General features: G+C 73.9%; 14 protein-coding genes and 1 pseudogene. 7 read left to right on the top strand and 8 right to left on the bottom strand.

Annotated features, from left to right (window positions below; all coding sequences use genetic code 11):
- Positions 1–162: 162 nt before the first annotated feature.
- From gltX to ACW0Q9_RS21280, 3 genes are read right to left on the bottom strand one after another with little or no spacing between them, the layout of a single operon-like run.
- Positions 163–1,572, bottom strand: a complete 1,410-nt coding sequence (gene gltX, locus ACW0Q9_RS21290) for a glutamate--tRNA ligase (protein ID WP_456183955.1) — start codon at positions 1,570–1,572, stop codon at positions 163–165.
- Between the two features lie 49 nt (positions 1,573–1,621).
- Complete coding sequence (locus ACW0Q9_RS21285; protein ID WP_456183953.1) at positions 1,622–2,899, bottom strand: MFS transporter; 1,278 nt, start codon at positions 2,897–2,899, stop codon at positions 1,622–1,624.
- A complete protein-coding gene (locus tag ACW0Q9_RS21280; RefSeq protein ID WP_456183951.1) occupies positions 2,896–4,230 on the bottom strand; it encodes a GH1 family beta-glucosidase in 1,335 nt (444 codons plus the stop codon). The genes ACW0Q9_RS21285 and ACW0Q9_RS21280 overlap by 4 nt, the downstream gene beginning before the upstream one ends.
- A 186-nt stretch (positions 4,231–4,416) precedes the next feature.
- Between ACW0Q9_RS21280 and ACW0Q9_RS21275 the strand changes: the two genes are divergently transcribed.
- Entirely contained in the window at positions 4,417–4,863 is a 447-nt protein-coding gene (locus ACW0Q9_RS21275) for an SRPBCC family protein (protein ID WP_091291674.1), read from the top strand.
- A gap of 84 nt (positions 4,864–4,947) precedes the next feature.
- Here the strand turns inward: ACW0Q9_RS21275 and ACW0Q9_RS21270 are convergent, their stop codons facing one another.
- On the bottom strand, positions 4,948–5,475 hold the full coding sequence (locus ACW0Q9_RS21270; RefSeq protein ID WP_456183949.1) for a PadR family transcriptional regulator: 528 nt from the start codon (positions 5,473–5,475) through the stop codon (positions 4,948–4,950).
- A gap of 76 nt (positions 5,476–5,551) precedes the next feature.
- Here ACW0Q9_RS21270 and ACW0Q9_RS21265 point away from each other — a divergent pair, with 76 nt between their 5' ends.
- Positions 5,552–6,361, top strand: a complete 810-nt coding sequence (locus ACW0Q9_RS21265; RefSeq protein WP_456183947.1) for an alpha/beta fold hydrolase — start codon at positions 5,552–5,554, stop codon at positions 6,359–6,361.
- 66 nt (positions 6,362–6,427) lie between these two features.
- On the opposite strand, the gene aceE is transcribed toward ACW0Q9_RS21265, so the two are convergent.
- A complete protein-coding gene (aceE, locus tag ACW0Q9_RS21260) occupies positions 6,428–9,172 on the bottom strand; it encodes a pyruvate dehydrogenase (acetyl-transferring), homodimeric type (RefSeq protein WP_456183945.1) in 2,745 nt (914 codons plus the stop codon).
- A 182-nt stretch (positions 9,173–9,354) separates the two neighbouring features.
- On the opposite strand from aceE, the gene ACW0Q9_RS21255 reads away from it, so the two are divergent.
- On the top strand, positions 9,355–9,705 hold the full coding sequence (locus ACW0Q9_RS21255) for a hypothetical protein (RefSeq protein WP_456183943.1): 351 nt from the start codon (positions 9,355–9,357) through the stop codon (positions 9,703–9,705).
- Between the two features lie 23 nt (positions 9,706–9,728).
- Positions 9,729–10,133, top strand: a complete 405-nt coding sequence (locus ACW0Q9_RS21250) for a YjbQ family protein (protein WP_456183941.1) — start codon at positions 9,729–9,731, stop codon at positions 10,131–10,133.
- Positions 10,134–10,233: 100 nt separating this feature from the next.
- Here ACW0Q9_RS21250 and ACW0Q9_RS21245 read toward each other — a convergent pair whose 3' ends face one another.
- Complete coding sequence (locus ACW0Q9_RS21245) at positions 10,234–11,886, bottom strand: alkaline phosphatase D family protein (RefSeq protein ID WP_456183939.1); 1,653 nt, start codon at positions 11,884–11,886, stop codon at positions 10,234–10,236.
- A gap of 138 nt (positions 11,887–12,024) precedes the next feature.
- Positions 12,025–12,795 (bottom strand): helix-turn-helix domain-containing protein, encoded by a 771-nt coding sequence (locus ACW0Q9_RS21240; protein WP_456183937.1) that lies wholly within the window; start codon positions 12,793–12,795, stop codon positions 12,025–12,027.
- Positions 12,796–12,882: 87 nt separating this feature from the next.
- On the opposite strand from ACW0Q9_RS21240, the gene ACW0Q9_RS21235 reads away from it, so the two are divergent.
- Positions 12,883–14,325 (top strand): MFS transporter, encoded by a 1,443-nt coding sequence (locus ACW0Q9_RS21235; RefSeq protein ID WP_456183936.1) that lies wholly within the window; start codon positions 12,883–12,885, stop codon positions 14,323–14,325.
- A gap of 23 nt (positions 14,326–14,348) precedes the next feature.
- Here the strand turns inward: ACW0Q9_RS21235 and ACW0Q9_RS21230 are convergent, their stop codons facing one another.
- Positions 14,349–14,480, bottom strand: a complete 132-nt coding sequence (locus ACW0Q9_RS21230) for a hypothetical protein (RefSeq protein ID WP_456183934.1) — start codon at positions 14,478–14,480, stop codon at positions 14,349–14,351.
- Positions 14,481–14,524: 44 nt separating this feature from the next.
- Between ACW0Q9_RS21230 and ACW0Q9_RS21225 the strand changes: the two genes are divergently transcribed.
- Positions 14,525–15,007, top strand: a complete 483-nt coding sequence (locus ACW0Q9_RS21225) for a MarR family winged helix-turn-helix transcriptional regulator (RefSeq protein WP_456183932.1) — start codon at positions 14,525–14,527, stop codon at positions 15,005–15,007.
- A 51-nt stretch (positions 15,008–15,058) separates the two neighbouring features.
- Positions 15,059–15,396, top strand: a pseudogene (locus ACW0Q9_RS21220) (transketolase); the annotation flags it as partial.

Genomic DNA, 15,396 nt, shown 5'->3' with positions numbered 1-15,396 from the left:
CGTCGACCGGGTGGTACGGGCTGGCTGTGGGCGGCCGCGGTCGCCGTGGTGCTGGTCGCCCTGGGCGGCGGCCTGCTGCTGCGCCGCCGGTCCGCCCGCGGCTGACCCCGCGTACGCGAGAGGGGCCCGCCGGACGACCGGCGGGCCCCTCGCGGTTCCGGGTCAGAACAGGCGCACCCGGGCGGCGCGCAGCCGGGTCAGCGTGCGCTCCCGGCCGAGCACCTCCAGCGACTCGAAGAGCGGCAGGCCGACGGTCCGGCCGGTGACCGCCACACGGACCGGCGCCTGGGCCTTGCCGAGCTTCAGGCCGCGCTCCGCGCCGACCGACTCCAGGGTGGACTTCAGCGTCTCGGCGTCCCACGACTCCAGCGCGTCGAACGCGGCGATCGCCGCGTCCAGCAGGTCGGCCGCACCCTCCTTCATCGCCTTCGCCCAGGCCGCCTCGTCGATCAGCGGGTCGGCCAGGAAGAGGAAGTCGACGTTCGGCACGATCTCGCTGAGCACCGCGATGCGGGTCTGCGCGAGCGGCGCCACCGCGGCGAACGCGGCGGGGTCGAACTCCGCCGGCTGCCAGGGCGGCGGGGCGATCGTGTCGGTGCCGGTCAGCCAGGGCTGGCAGGCGGAGATGAACTCCTCGACCGGCAGCGCCCGGATGTAGTCGCCGTTGAACGCGCGCAGCTTCTTCTCGTCGAAGAACGCGGGGGAGGGGTTCACCTCGTCGAGCCGGAACTCCTCCTCGATGACCGACCAGGGCACGATCTCCCGGTCGCCGGAGGGGGCCCAGCCGAGCAGCATGAGGTAGTTGCGCATGGCGTCGGCGAGGTAGCCCTCGTCCCGGTACGCCTCCAGGGCGACCTTGTCGCGGCGCTTGGAGAGCTTCTGCCGCTTCTCGTTGACCACCACGGGCACGTGCGCCCAGACCGGCGGCTTGACCCCGAGGGCGTCCCAGAGCAGCTGCTGCTTCGGCGTGTTGGGCAGGTGCTCCTCGGCCCGGATCACGTGGGTGATGCCCATGGTCATGTCGTCGACGACGTTGGCGAGCAGGAAGACCGGCGAGCCGTCACCGCGGGCGATGACGAAGTCCTCGATCAGCTTGTTCTCGAAGGTCGGCTCGCCGCGGATCAGGTCGACCACCACGGTCTCGCCCTCGTCCGGGGTGCGGAAGCGCAGCGCCCGCCCCTCGCCGGGGCCGAGGCCCTTGTCGCGGTGGTAACCGTCGTAGCCCTGGTACTGCGAGCCGGTGCGCGCCTGGACGTCCTCGCGGGTGCAGTCGCAGTAGTACGCCCGGCCGCCCTCGTAGAGCCGCTGCGCGGCGGCCCGGTGCTCGCCCGCGTACGAGGACTGGAAGTACGGGCCCTCGTAGCTGCCCCGCGCGATGCCGATCCAGTCGAGCGCGGAGAGGATGCCCTCGGTCCACTCGGGCTTGTTGCGGGCCGCGTCGGTGTCTTCGATGCGGAGCACGAACACCCCGCCCTGCTGCTTGGCGTAGATCCAGTTCTGCAGGGCCGAGCGGGCGCCGCCGACGTGGAACATTCCGGTCGGGGAGGGGGCGAAGCGTACACGTACCGTCACGTCCCCCAGCCTACGGCGGGCCGCGACCGCATTCGGGCAGGGGGCCGGTTCAGGGCACCGCCTTGATCTTCAGGACCAGGGCGCTGCCGAGCAGGGTGACCGCCGCGGTGACCGCGTACAGGGTGGGGTAGCCACCCAGGTGGACCACGATCGGGGCGGAGAGCGCCGGGCCGAGCACCTGCGGCGCCGAGTTGGCGATGTTGATCACGCCGAGGTCCTTGGCCCGGTCGGTGGCGGCCGGCAGCACCTGGGTGATCAGCGCCGCGTCCACCGCCAGGTAGACCCCGTAGCCGGCGCCGAGCAGCAGCGCGGCGACGATCGCCATCGGCCAGGTCGGGGCCACCGCCAGCAGCACCGCCGCCACCGCCATGATCAGCCCGGAGACGATCACGAAGACCTTGCGCCGGCCCGAGCGGTCGGAGAGCCGCCCGGCCACCACGGCGGTGAGCATCATGCCGAGCGTGTAGAGCAGGATCAGCACCAGCAGGGCGCCCTCGGGATCGGCCACCCGCACCCCGTCGGTGAGGAAGTAGAGCAGGTAGAGCGTGCCGAGCGCGTTGCCGGTCTGCACCAGGAACCGCGTGAACCAGGCCCAGGCGAAGTCGGGGTGCCGGCGCGGGCTGATCCACATCGAGGCGAGCAGCGCCCGCGTCCGCAGCGGCGACCGGTGCTCCCGGGGCAGCGGGTCGTCCTGGGTGAGCAGCGCGAACGGCAGGGACAGCAGCAGCACGGCGAGCGCGATGGCGGCGTACCCGGCGGCGTTGCCGGTGACCACGGCGGTGACGAGCACCGCGCCGACCACCAGGCCGAGCGCCTGCGGAATGCCCACCCAGCCGGAGACGCCGCCGCGTTGCGCCACCGGCACCCGGTCCGGGATGGCGGCGGTGAGGCTGGCCAGCATGGCGTTGAAGCAGACCTGGGCGGCGACCCAGGCGACCGCCACCCCGGCGATGCTGTTCTGCCCGGCCAGCAGCACCAGGGCGAGCGCGCCGACCACCGCGCCCGTGGCGGTCCAGACGTGCCGGCGGCCGAGGTGCCGGTTCGCCAGGCGCAGCGAGGTCCGGTCGGACAGGGCGCCCGCGAGGGGGTTCGCCAGCACGGCGGCGAGGGCGCCGAGGCCGGTGACCACCGCCAGCATGGCCTCCTTGTCGGCCGGCGCGATCCGTTCCACCTGCTGCGGCAGCAGCACCTGGATCGGGGTGAAGAAGGCCATCCAGACGCCCAGGTTGGCCGCGAAGATCAGCGCGATCCAGCTCCGCCGCACCGGCACGGTCGGCTCGGCGAGCGCCGCCGGCAGCGAGGCCGGCGTCGGGTTGACGGTGGTCAACGCCGGCTCACCAGGTCCCGGAACCAGGCGTACGACGACTTGGGGGTGCGCCGCTGGGTGGCGTAGTCGACGTGGACCAGGCCGAAGCGTTTGGTGAAGCCCTCGGCCCACTCCCAGTTGTCCAGCAGCGACCAGACGAAGTACCCGGTCACCGGCACCCCGGCGGTCATCGCCTCGCGCACCGCCCGCAGGTGCCCGTCGAGGTACGCGATCCGGTCCGGGTCGGCCACCCGGCCCTCGGCGTCCGGCACGTCGTCGTAGGCGCAGCCGCTCTCCGTGACCTGGATCGGCGGCAGCGCGTCGCCGTAGCGCCCGTGGAGCTGGAGGAGCAGTTCGCGCAGCCCGTCCGGGGCGACCGGCCAGTCGAAGGCGGTGCGCGGATAGCCCTCCAGCGGCACGATCTCGAACGGCAGCGGCGAGTCCTCCTCGGCGGGGGCGCGGATGCCGGTCGGGTTGTAGTAGTTGACCCCGAGCACGTCGATCGGGGCGGCGATCACGTCGAGGTCCCCGTCGCGGACCACGGCCGGGTCGAAGCCCGGCTCCTCGGGGTAGCCGCGACCGAGCAGCGGGTCGGTGAAGAGCCGGTTGTGCAGCGCGTCGTACGCCGCTTCGGCGGCCCGGTCGGCGTCGGTCTCCCCGGCCAGCCGCACCGGCGAGTAGTTGTTGGCGATGGCCACCGGGCTGGTGCTGCGGGCGCGCAGCGCGGAGACCGCGAGGCCGTGCCCGAGGAGCTGGTGGTGGGCCACCGGGAAGGCGTCGAAGAGCAGGGTCCGGCCGGGGGCGTGCCCGCCCATGCCGTGCCCGAGGCTCATGTGGATGAACGGCTCGTTGAGGGTGATCCAGAGCTTCACCCGGTCGCCGAGGCGGGCGGCGACCAGGTCGGCGTACTCGGCGAAGTGGTGGGCGGTGTCCCGGTTGAGCCAGCCGCCGGCGTCCTCAAGGGCCTGCGGCAGGTCCCAGTGGAACAGCGTGGCGACCGGGTCCACGCCGGCGGCGAGCAGGGCGTCCACCAGCCGGTCGTAGAAGTCCAGCCCGGCCGGGTTCGCCGGCCCGGTTCCGGTGGGCCGGACCCGGGGCCAGGCGATGGAGAACCGGTACGCGGACACCCCCAGCCCGGCCAGCAGGCCGACGTCCTCGGCGTACCGGTGGTAGTGGTCGCACGCCTCGTCGCCGGTGCTGCCGTCGACGATCCGGCCGGGGGAGTGGGCGAAGGTGTCCCAGATGGACGGCCCGCGGCCGCCGGCGGTGACCGCCCCCTCGATCTGGTACGCGGAGGTGGACACCCCCCACCGGAAGCCGGCGGGGAACTCGGGCATCGGCGCGCTCGTCATTCGCCCTCCCAGAAACGCGAAGCGTGCTCGCGACTCTAGGGCTCGGGCGGCCGTCGCGCCATAGGCGTGAAACCGCAGGTAGGCAAGGGTTTTCGGCGTGTCTTTTCCGAACCCGTCCACTTAAGTCCGATTTACACATAGAGTGCCGAATATCGCGGATGTGTTTTAAGTGGGGGAAAGATAGACATGATCCTCGTGGAGCGCAGTGCGCACGTGATGGCGCCGGTGGAAGCGGTCTGGGACGTCGTGCAACGGGCCGAGCAGTTGCCGGCCTGGCTGGCGGGGGTCCGCGCGGCCGAGGTTCTCTCGGGGGAGGGCTTCGGCCGGCGACAACTGGTCCAGGCCGGGCGCGGCGCGGCGCACGAGGCCGAGGTGATCGCCTACCAGGAGCCGACCCTGATCGGGTGGCGGGAACGGGCCAGGGGCGCCGGCGCCCGGGCCGAGGCGCGCACCGAGATCTACGTACAGCTGACTCCGGACGAGGAGGAGGGCGGGACGGTCGTGCGGCTCATCGTCGTACGGTGGCCCGCCGGGCCGGTCAAGGCCGCCCTGCTCCGGCTCGGCCTCCGCCGGGTCGGCGCCGACCTGGAGGACTCGCTGGCCCGGCTCACCGACCTGGCCGCCGTCGGCTGACCGAGCCCGTCCCGGCGTCGCCCGCGATGGTGATGGTCCGGCGTCCCCGCCAGGGACGCCGGACCATCGTCGCCTGCGCCGCCCTCAGCCGGCCCGCAGCTCGGCGACGGTCGCCCGGAGCCAGGACCGCTCGGCCCGGCTGATCTCCCGGGCCATCACCAGCATCCCGCGCCGGAAGGGGTCGGTCTGTTCGTCGGCCCGCTGCGGCCGGTCGCCGCTGGCGAAGAAGCTGGCCGGCTGGTCGAGGAAGGCGAGCCGGCGTTCGAGCACCGTGGCCTGCGCCGCCCGGTCGTCGAGCTGGCCGAGGAAGGCCAGCAGTGTGAAGAACCGGTTCTGGTCCGTGACGTCCAGCTCGGCCGGTTCCCGCAGCCGCCGGCGCAGCTCGTCGCGCCCCGTCGGGGTCAGCGAGAGGGTGTGCCGGGGCGCCGCGGCGGCGCCCGGCTCCCGTTGCCGGCTGACCAGTCCGGCCCGCTCCAGCCGGTTGATCGCCGGGTAGAGGCTGCCGTCGCTGACCGGCCGGGCGTAGCCGGCGAGCCGCGCGATCCGGGCCTTCAGCTCGTAGCCGTGCAGCGGTCCCTCGCCCAGGAATCCCAGGATCGACAACTCCAGCACCCCTCGCATTCTGCCTTGCCCGGCGCCGCTGTGCCTCGATACGGTGTACCTCGATTCGAGGTATCGGGAGGGACGCATGCGCGTCGAGGGACAGGCCGGGACCGGGCTCAACGTGGTCGACTTCGGGGGCGACGGGCCGGGCATCCTGCTGCTGCACGGGCTCACCGGACGCGCGGCGAACTGGACGGCCACCGCCCGCTGGCTCACCCGCCACGGCCGGGTCGTCGGCTACGACGCGCGCGGGCACGGCCACAGCGACAAGCCCGACGGCCCGTACGACCGCCCGGCGTACGTCGGCGACGCCGTCGCCGTGATCGAGGCGCTCGACCTGGCCCCGGCGCTGGTGGTCGGCCACTCGATGGGCGGCCTCACCGCCTGGCAGCTCGCCGGCGCCCGGCCGGATCTGGTCCGGGGCGTGGTGATCGCCGACATCAACCCGGTGACCCCGCCCGACCTGGTCGACCGGTGGCGACGGTGGCTTGCCGACTGGCCGGTGCCCTTCCCGACCCTCGCCGACGTGCGGGACTTCTTCGGGGCCGAGCGGCGGACCGAGGGGGAGTCGTTCGTGGAGGTGATGGCCGGCGCCCCGGACGGGTGGCGACCGCTGGCCCGTCCCGAGCACCTGCTGGCCTCCCTGACGCACTGGGCGGACCGCGACCACCGGCCCGAACTCGCCGCCGTGCGGTGCCCGGCGCTGGTCGTCGCCGGGGCGCAGAGCGACCAGCCGGTCGACCGGCAGCGGGAGATGGCCGCGCTGCTGCCCGATGGCCTTTTCGCACTGGTGCCCGACGCCGGGCACGTCCTGCACTACGACAACCCGGCCGGCTGGCGCGCCGCCGTCGAGCCCTTCGTCGCCGCCCTGACCCCGGCCCGCGCGCCGGCGTGAGTTGCTCGCAGAAGACGGCGAAGGGGCCCGGCGCGTCGCGCGCCGGGCCCCTTCGTACCGGATCGGTCAGCTGTCGCCGCCGGTCTCCCCGACCGGAGCGGCGTTGACGTCGTCCAGCGCGTACTTCTTGGCGGCCTCGGCCGGCACGTGGGCCGGCACCGCGCCGCGCAGGGCGAGCTGGCGCAGCGTCGCGACAGCCACCGACTCGGCGTCCACGTGGAAGTGGCGCCGCAGCGCGTGCCGGGTGTCCGACATGCCGAAGCCGTCGGTGCCGAGCGAGGTGTAGTCGCCGGGCACCCAGCGGGCGATCAGGTCCGGCACCGCGCGCATCCAGTCGCTCACCGCGACCTTCGGCCCGTCGGCGTCGGCCAGCTTCCGCTGGATGTACGGCACCCGCTGCTCGCCGCCCGGGTTGAGCAGGTTGTGCTCCTCGCACTCCACCGCGTCCCGGCGCAGCTCGGTCCACGAGGTCACCGACCAGACGTCGGCGGCCACGCCCCAGTCCTCGGCGAGCAGCTTCTGCGCCTTGAGCGCCCACTGCATGCCCGTGCCGGAGGCCAGGATGTTGGCCTTCGGCCCGTCCCCGTCGACCTGCGGGGCCGGCGAGTAGCGGTAGATGCCCTTGACGATGCCCTCGACGTCCACACCCTCCGGCTCGGCCGGCTGGAAGATCGGCTCGTTGTAGACGGTGAGGTAGTAGAAGATGTTCTCCTGCGCCTCGCCGTACATCCGGTGCAGGCCGCTCTCCATGATGTGCGAGATCTCGAAGGCGAACGCCGGGTCGTAGGCCGCCACCGCCGGGTTGGTGGCGGCGAGCAGCAGCGAGTGGCCGTCCTCGTGCTGCAGGCCCTCACCGTTGAGCGTGGTCCGGCCGGCGGTCGCGCCGAGCAGGAAGCCCCGCGCCATCTGGTCGGCCGCGGCCCAGAGCCCGTCGCCGGTCCGCTGGAACCCGAACATCGAGTAGAAGATGTAGAGCGGGATCATCGGCTCGTCGTGCGTGGCGTACGACGTGCCGGCCGCGGTGAACGAGGCGACCGAGCCGGCCTCGTTGATCCCCTCGTGCAGGATCTGGCCGGTGGTGGCCTCCTTGTACGACAGGAACAGCTCCCGGTCCACCGAGGTGTACCGCTGGCCGTGCGGCGAGTAGATCTTCGCCGTCGGGAACAGCGAGTCCATGCCGAAGGTGCGGGCCTCGTCCGGGATGATCGGCACCCAGCGCTTGCCGAACTCCTTGTCCTTCATCAGGTCCTTGAGCAGGCGGACGAAGGCCATGGTGGTGGCCACCTTCTGCTTGCCCGAGCCGCGCTTGACGTCGGAGAAGCGCTCCGCGCCCGGGATCTGCAGCGTCTTGCCGGTGGTCCGGCGGGTCGGCAGGTAGCCGCCGAGCTGCTTGCGCCGCTCGTGCAGGTACTCCACCTCGTCGGACTTCTCGCCCGGGTGGAAGTACGGCGGGAGGTACGGGTTGTCCTCCAGCTGCTTGTCCGGGATGTCCAGGTAGAGCCGGTCGCGGAAGAGCTTGAGGTCCTCCAGCGTCAGCTTCTTCATCTGGTGGGTGGCGTTGCGGGCCTCGAAGTGCGAGCCCAGCGTCCAGCCCTTGATGGTCTTGGCCAGGATCACCGTCGGCTGGCCGGTGTGCTCCATGGCCGCCTTGTAGGCCGCGTAGAGCTTCCGGTAGTCGTGGCCACCCCGCTTGAGGTTCCAGATCTCGTCGTCGCTCAGGTGCTCGACCATCTTGCGGGTGCGCGGGTCGCGCCCGAAGAAGTGCTCCCGGACGTACGCCCCGGACTCCGCCTTGTAGGTCTGGTAGTCACCGTCGGGCGTGGTGTTCATCAGGTTGACCAGGGCGCCGTCGGTGTCCGCGGCGAGCAGCGGGTCCCACTCGCGGCCCCAGACCACCTTGATGACGTTCCAGCCGGCGCCCCGGAAGAACGCCTCCAGCTCCTGCATGACCTTGCCGTTGCCCCGCACCGGGCCGTCGAGCCGCTGCAGGTTGCAGTTGATCACGAAGGTGAGGTTGTCCAGCTCCTCGCGGGCGGCCACGCCGATCGCGCCGAGCGACTCGACCTCGTCCATCTCACCGTCGCCGAGGAACGCCCAGACGTGCTGCTGGGAGGTGTCCTTGATGCCCCGGTGGTGCAGGTAGCGGTTGAACCGGGCCTGGTAGATCGCGTTCATCGGCCCGAGGCCCATGGAGACGGTGGGGAACTCCCAGAAGTCCGGCATGAGCCGCGGGTGCGGGTACGACGGCAGGCCGCCGTTCGGGTGCGACAGCTCCTGCCGGAAGCCGTCGAGCTGGTCGGCGTTGAGCCGGCCCTCCAGGAACGCCCGCGCGTACATGCCCGGGGAGGCGTGGCCCTGGTAGAAGATGTGGTCGCCGCCACCCGGGTGGTCCTTGCCCCGGAAGAAGTGGTTGAAGCCCACCTCGTAGAGGGACGCGGAGCTGGCGAAGGTGGAGATGTGGCCACCCACGCCGATCTCCGGCCGCTGCGCCCGGTGCACCAGCATGGCGGCGTTCCACCGGATGTAGGCCCGGAGCCGCCGCTCGATGTGCTCGTCACCCGGGAACCAGGGCTCGCGCTCCGGCGGGATGGTGTTGATGTAGTCGGTGGTCGTCAGCGACGGCACCCCGACCTGGCGCTCGCGGGCCCGCTCGAGCAGGCGCAGCATGACGTAGCGGGCGCGCTTGGTTCCGCGCTCGTCGATGACACCGTCAAGCGACTCGACCCATTCGCTGGTCTCTTCAGGGTCGATGTCCGGAAGCTGGCTCGGCAGACCAGCGGTGATCACCGGGCGCTTGCGTTCCGTAGCCACAGGCGTTCCCTCGGTTCTGTGTGGGATAGGTCTCTAGCGCCATCCTGCCCCCTGGTGGCGCTCGTCGTCACGTCTCCCTCCCCCAGACGCGACGCTGAACACAGGTACTCGCCGGTAACTTTGTGCGACGGCCGGATGTGCTGGGTGGGACCGGGCTGGCTCCGCCCGGCTACCCTGCCGCCATGCGGGAACGACAGCTCCTGGTGGGTGGCGTGCTGGCGGCCGTCGGCGCGATCGTCGTGGCGATCTCCGGAGCGATCCTGGCGCGCGACATCGCCCTCTCCCCGGACTGGAGCCCGGGTCCGCTGCTCGGCGTCGCCGTCGGCGTCGTGCTCGTGCTGGTGGGCGTCGAGACGATCCGGGACCGGCGCCGGTCCGCCGCCGGCTACCGGGCCGACGCCGGCCCGGCCGTGCTGTTTCCGTACACGCCGCCGCAGCCGGAGAGCGGCGGCCTGGACCTGCCCTCCTACGACTCGGGCGGCGACGCCGGGAGCGGCGGCGGGGACTGTGGCGGTGGCGGGGGCGGTTCCTGAGCCGTTGCGGCAGAATGCGCCGTATGCGCAGTGAGGTGATCACCGTCCAGACCGGGTCCCGGCCGACCGTCCGGGACATCACCAGCGAGGCCGAACGGTTCGTCGCCGGCCAGGGCGACGGCCTGCTGCACGTGTTCGTGCCGCACGCCACCGCCGGGCTGGCGATCATCGAGACCGGCTCCGGCTCGGACGACGACCTGCTGCGCGCCCTGGACGACCTGCTCCCCACCGACGACCGCTGGCGGCACCGGCACGGCTCGCCCGGGCACGGCCGGGACCACGTGCTGCCCGCCTTCGTCCCCCCGTACGCCACCCTGCCGGTGCTCGGCGGGCGGCTCCAGCTCGGCACCTGGCAGTCCCTCTGCCTGGTCGACACCAACGGCGACAACCCGAGCCGGCAGGTCCGCTTCTCCTTCCTGCCCGGCTGAGTCGGGCGCGGCCGTGGGGTGGCCGCCCGGGTTTGAAGCGGGTGCGGCCAAGTGGGGTGGCCGCCCGGTCCGGGCGACCACCCCGCCGCACCGCCCGGGGTCAGGGGCGGACGGTCTCCGACTCGACCGTCTGCCGGCCCAGGTCGCCTGCATTCTCGGGCGCCAGGCTCCGGGCCCCGGCTGGCGGCCGGTCGTACGTCAGGTTCAAGCCCGGGACCCGGTCCTCGATGACGAAGGTGGCCCGGGTGTGCGCGGGCGCGTCCGGCCGGCTCACGTACGGCAGCACGTCGAAGTTCGCGGCGAGCTGGGCCGGGGTGATCGTGGTGCGGACGTAGCCGCGCAGGTTGTTCTGGAAGCGCAGGTGCGGGTTGAACGCCAGCCACGGGTGCGACCCGGTGGCCGAGTCCGCGCCGTCGCCGCCGGAGGTGATCGAGGAGCAGACCAGCTCGCTGCCGACCGTGCGGGAGGTCGGGTCGGCGTAGTCCAGCTTGAGGTCGCTGGCCCAGTGCGCGTGCACGTCGCCGGTGAGCACCACCGGGTTGCGTACCCCGGCGGCCACCCAGCCCCGGGTGATCCGGTCCCGGGAGGCGACGTACCCGTCCCAGGCGTCCATGCTGGTCACCGTGAGCGGGCCGGAGTTGTTGTCCCGCTGGGCGAAGAAGACCTGCTGGCCGAGGATGTCCCAGCGGGCCTCGGAGCGGCGGAACCCGTCCAGCAGCCACGCCTCCTGCTCGGCCCCGGTGATCGACCGGGCCGGGTCGTACGCCGCCGCGCAGTCCCGGTAGCCGTCGCCGCAGCCCTGGTCGTCCCGGTACTGCCGGGTGTCGAGCATGTGGAACGTGGCCAGCCGGCCCCAGCGCACCCGCCGGTAGAGCTGCATGTCGATGCCGCGCGGGATCGAGGTGCGGCGCAGCGGCATGTTCTCGTAGTAGGCCTGGAACGCGGCCGCCCGCCGGGCCAGGAAGTCCGGGTCCGGCGCCTCGGGCACCTCGTCCGCCCAGTTGTTCTCGACCTCGTGGTCGTCGAAGACCACCACCCAGGGGGCGACCGCGTGCGCGGCCTGGAGGTCGCTGTCCGTCTTGTACTGGGCGTGCCGCTGCCGGTAGTTGGCCAGCGTCCGGGTCTCCGGCCCCTCGTGGTCGCGCGGGTTGCCGCCCGGCACGGTGTAGGTGTCCGGCGCGTACTCGTACTGGTAGTCGCCGAGGTGCAGGATCAGCTCCGGCTCGGTCTCCGCCAGCCGGCGGTACGCGGTGAACCAGCCGTGCTCGTACTGGGAGCAGGAGACGAAGCCCATGGCCAGCGCGGACGGCAGGTGCCACGGCGCCGGCGCGGTGCGGGTGCGCCCGACCGGGGAGATCCACCGCTCGGCCCGGAACCGGTAGAAGTACTCCCGGCCGGCGAGCAGCCCGTCCAGCTCGACGTGCACGCTGTGCGCCGACTCCGGGCGGGCCGGCACGGCGCCGCGGCGGACCACGTGCCGGAAGTTCTCGTCGGCGGCCAGCTCCCAGTGCACCGGCACCACCCGGGACGGCATCCCGCCCAGGCCGTCCTCGGCGAGCGGCTCGGGGGCCAACCGGGTCCAGAGCACGAAGCCCTCGTGGTCCGGGTCGCCGGAGGCCACCCCGAGGGTGAACGGGTCGCTGCGCAGCGGGCCGGCCGCCGCCGCGCCGGCCGCCGTCGGCAGCCCGGTCACCGCGCCGGCGGCGCCGAGCGCCGCGCCGCTGAGCAGGATGGTACGTCGGGACAGCGCCATCGGTTTCCTCCCCGGAGTCCGGTTCCTCGACTCCGGGCAGCCTCGCGACCGTCGATGTCCACCAGGTGGCCGGCAGGCGACCGGGGACGGCACTTCTTGCCGAACAGCGGCCCCCGGCCGGAAGTTCGCGCGCCGACGTCAGCCGAGCAGCCGCCGCAGCCGGCCCGGGGTGTGGCCCAGTTGGGCGCGGACCGTGCGGGTCAGGTGGGCCTGGTCGGCGAAGCCCAGCTCGGTGGCGAGGCCGGCCAGGCTCTCCGCGCCCTCCTCGAGCCGGTCGAGGAGCCGCCCGACCCGCAGCCGGTTCCGGTAGCGGGTCAGCGGCACCCCCACCCGCGCCTGGAACTCCCGGCTGAGCCGGTAGGGCGAGACCCCGAGCGCCCGGGCCAGCGGGAACAGGCCGGCGGCCTCGGGAGCGCCGTCGTGTAGGGCGGCCCGGGCCCGCTCGACCAGCCGCTGGTCCGGCCCGCTGCCGCCCGCCGCCGGCCCGGTGGCCGCGCCGACCAGCCGGACCAGCCGCTCGGCCGCCGCGTGGTCGGGGTCGGCCGCGGACCGCAGCAGCAGCCGGTGGGCCAGGTCCACCCGGGCGTCGACGTGCGCCACGGCCGGCACCGGCCGGTCCGCGAACAGCTCCCGCCACAGCCGCTCCGACAGGTGCACCGAGGTGCAGTCGTCCCCGCCGGCCGGGTGGGCGAAGCGTTCCTCCTCGCCGGGCACGGTCAGGTAGGCCACGGTCGGCTCGACGAACTCGGCGCCGCCGCGCCCGGCCCGGCGGAAGCGACCCCGCCGGGTCAGCACGAGACCGTACGCGGTGGCCGGCTCGGGCGCGGACCAGCCGGTGTGGTCGTCCCGGCAGCGCACCACGGTGATCCGGAAATCCGGGTGCGCCAGCAGCGGCGTGGCGGTACGCATGCCGGTCAGGGTAGGCCGACCGGGCGACAGGACGGCGCCGCAAGGATCGACAAGACCGCCGGCCGAGCGGGCCGGCAGGGTGGCGGCGTGACCGAGTCGACCCGCCGGACCGCCGCCCTGCTGACCGTCCTGCTCACCGGGCAGGCGATGGCCTCCATGGACACCTCGATCGCGGCGGTGGCCGCGCCCGCGATCCGCGCCGACCTGGCCGGCCCCCCGGCCGTGCAGCAGCTCGTGCTGGCCGGCTACACGCTCACCTTCGCCGTGCTGGTGGTCGTCGGTGCCCGGCTCGGCGCCCGGCACGGCTACCCGCGGATCTTCGAGCTCGGCCTGGCCGGCTTCACGCTGGCCTCGCTCGCCTGCGGCCTCGCCCCGGGACCGGTCGCGCTGGTGCTGGCCCGGGTGGCTCAGGGCGCGGCCGGCGCGCTGATGGTGCCGCAGGTGCTCTCGCTGATCCAGGCGGCCGTCCCCGGCGCCGCCCGGGCGCGGGCGATCGGGGCGTACTCGATGGTGCTGGCCCTCGGGGTGGCCGCCGGCCAGGTCCTCGGCGGGCTGCTGGTGACCCTCGATCTCGGCGGCCTGACCTGGCGGGCCGCGTTCCTGGTCAACGTGCCGGTCGGCGTGGTGCTCCTGGTCGTCGGGCGGCGGGTGTTCGCCGGCCTGCCGGCCGACCCGCCCCGCCGGGAGCCGCTGGACCTGCCGGGCGTGCTGCTCCTCGCCGCCGCCATGCTCGCCCTGGTGCTGCCGCTGGTGCTCGGCGGGGACCTCGGCTGGCCCGGGTGGGTCCGGGCCGCCGCGGTCGCCGTCGGGGCCGCCGGGCTGCGGCTCTTCCTGGGGTACGAGGCCCGGCGCGCCCGCCGCGGCGCGGCCCCGCTGCTGGACGTGGCGGTGCTGCGCCATCCCGGGGTGCCGGCCGGGCTGCTCGCCTGCTGCGTGGTGATGGGCTGCTACGCCGGCTTCCTGTTCGTGCTCACCCTGCGGCTCCAGGACGGGCTGGGCTTCACCGCGCTGGCGGCGGGACTGGCCTTCCTCCCGTACGCCGCGGGCTTCGCCCTGTGCGGCCTCGTGGTGGCGCGGCTGCCGGAGCGGGTCCGGGCGGTGCTGCCGGTCGCCGGCCCGCCGGTGCTGGCGGCGGTGGTGGTGGCGCTGGCCGGGCTCTCCGTGACGGGCTGGCCGTGGCCGGCGGGAAGCGTGCTGCTGGTGGCGGGCGGGGCGGCGCACGCGGCGGCGTTCAGTCCACTGGTCACCCGGCTCACCGGCGTCGTGCCGGCCGGCGCGGCCGCGGCGCTCTCCGCGGCCGTCTCCACCGGCACGCTGCTCGCCGCCGTGCTGGGGGTGACCCTGGTGGGCGGCCTGCATCTCGCCCTCGCCGCGACCGGCCGGGGCGGCCCGGCGCTCGCCCTGCCTCCGGCGGTCCTGACCGCCGTTCTGCTGCTGGCCGGTGCGATCGCCGCTGCGCGGGCCGGCCGCCCGGTGCCGGTCACCCGCCCGGTCCCGGGCGGTACCGAGGTCGCCGGCACGCGGCCGTGACCCGGGCCGCCCGGGCCGGGGGATCAGGCCGAGGCGGCGGCGAGCCGGGTGACCCGGATCTCGGCGGCCAGGGCCTCCAGGAGGTCGCGGAGCAGGGTCTCCGTGGTGGCGTCGTGGACCCTGCCGTCCGGGGCCAGCTTCTCGTGAGTGCTCAATAGTGAAGCTAGTCAACGATTGGTTCGCAAGTACGATGTGAGACATGGCGCAATCCACCGTCCCCACCGCCGGCCCCGACACCGGCGACCGCTCCGGCCTGGCCGGGGACGCCGTGCGCCGGATCATGCACATCGCCTCGGCCATGCGGCACTACCAGGACGCGGAGATCGCCGAGCTGGGGCTCACCCCGGCCGCCGCGCGCGCCCTGCACGAGCTGGACCCCGACCGCCCGCTGCCCGCCCGGGACCTCGCCGAGCAGTTGCACTGCGACCGCTCCAACGTCACCGGGCTGGTCGACAAGCTGGAGCACGCGGGGCTGGTGGAGCGGCGGGTCGACCCTGCCGACCGGCGGCAGAAGACGCTGGTGGTGACCGCGGAGGGCCGGCGGGTCCGGGAGCGGGTCCGGCGGGTGATGTCGGACTCCCGACTCCTCGGCGGGCTCACCACCGCCGAGCTGGCCACCCTGCGTGACCTGGTCTGGAAGGTCTCCGACGGCGGCTGCCCCGAGGACTGCGGGGAGGCCTGACCCCGGCCGGGCGGAACGTGTCCGACTGGGCGAGGTGGGCCCCGGTCGGTAATGCTGTCCGACGTGACCACCCCGCAAGATCTCGACGACCGGTTCCGGGCCGCCCTGACCGCGCTCGGCGCCCCCGCCCAGCGGCGGGAGCTGGGTGAACCGCTGCCCGGCGGCGCGCCGCTGACCGGGGCGCAGGCGCTGGCTCTGTTCGACGCCCAGCTGACCAGCCGGCTGCTCGATCTCGCCGGGCGCTGGCTGCGCAGCTTCGGCGAGGGGTACTACACGATCGGCTCCGCCGGCCACGAGGGCAACGCCGCGGTGGCCGCCGCGCTGCGGCCGACCGACCCTGCCCTGCTGCACTACCGCTCCGGGGCCTTCTACTGCCTGCGGGCCGCCCA

Source organism: Micromonospora sp. I033 (assembly GCF_053890995.1).
Note: the sequence above shows the minus strand (reverse complement) of the source record. Positions and strands in the feature narration are given on the sequence as shown.

What these genes read in the sequence shown, in the direction of transcription:
- ACW0Q9_RS21280 (WP_456183951.1), bottom strand. Translation starts at nt 4,230, where the DNA reads ATGACGAGCGCGCCGATGCCCGAGTTCCCCGCCGGCTTCCGGTGGGGG.
- ACW0Q9_RS21275 (WP_091291674.1), top strand. Translation starts at nt 4,417, where the DNA reads ATGATCCTCGTGGAGCGCAGTGCGCACGTGATGGCGCCGGTGGAAGCG.
- ACW0Q9_RS21265 (WP_456183947.1), top strand. Translation starts at nt 5,552, where the DNA reads ATGCGCGTCGAGGGACAGGCCGGGACCGGGCTCAACGTGGTCGACTTC.
- ACW0Q9_RS21255 (WP_456183943.1), top strand. Translation starts at nt 9,355, where the DNA reads ATGCGGGAACGACAGCTCCTGGTGGGTGGCGTGCTGGCGGCCGTCGGC.
- ACW0Q9_RS21250 (WP_456183941.1), top strand. Translation starts at nt 9,729, where the DNA reads ATGCGCAGTGAGGTGATCACCGTCCAGACCGGGTCCCGGCCGACCGTC.
- ACW0Q9_RS21245 (WP_456183939.1), bottom strand. Translation starts at nt 11,886, where the DNA reads ATGGCGCTGTCCCGACGTACCATCCTGCTCAGCGGCGCGGCGCTCGGC.
- ACW0Q9_RS21240 (WP_456183937.1), bottom strand. Translation starts at nt 12,795, where the DNA reads ATGCGTACCGCCACGCCGCTGCTGGCGCACCCGGATTTCCGGATCACC.
- ACW0Q9_RS21225 (WP_456183932.1), top strand. Translation starts at nt 14,525, where the DNA reads ATGGCGCAATCCACCGTCCCCACCGCCGGCCCCGACACCGGCGACCGC.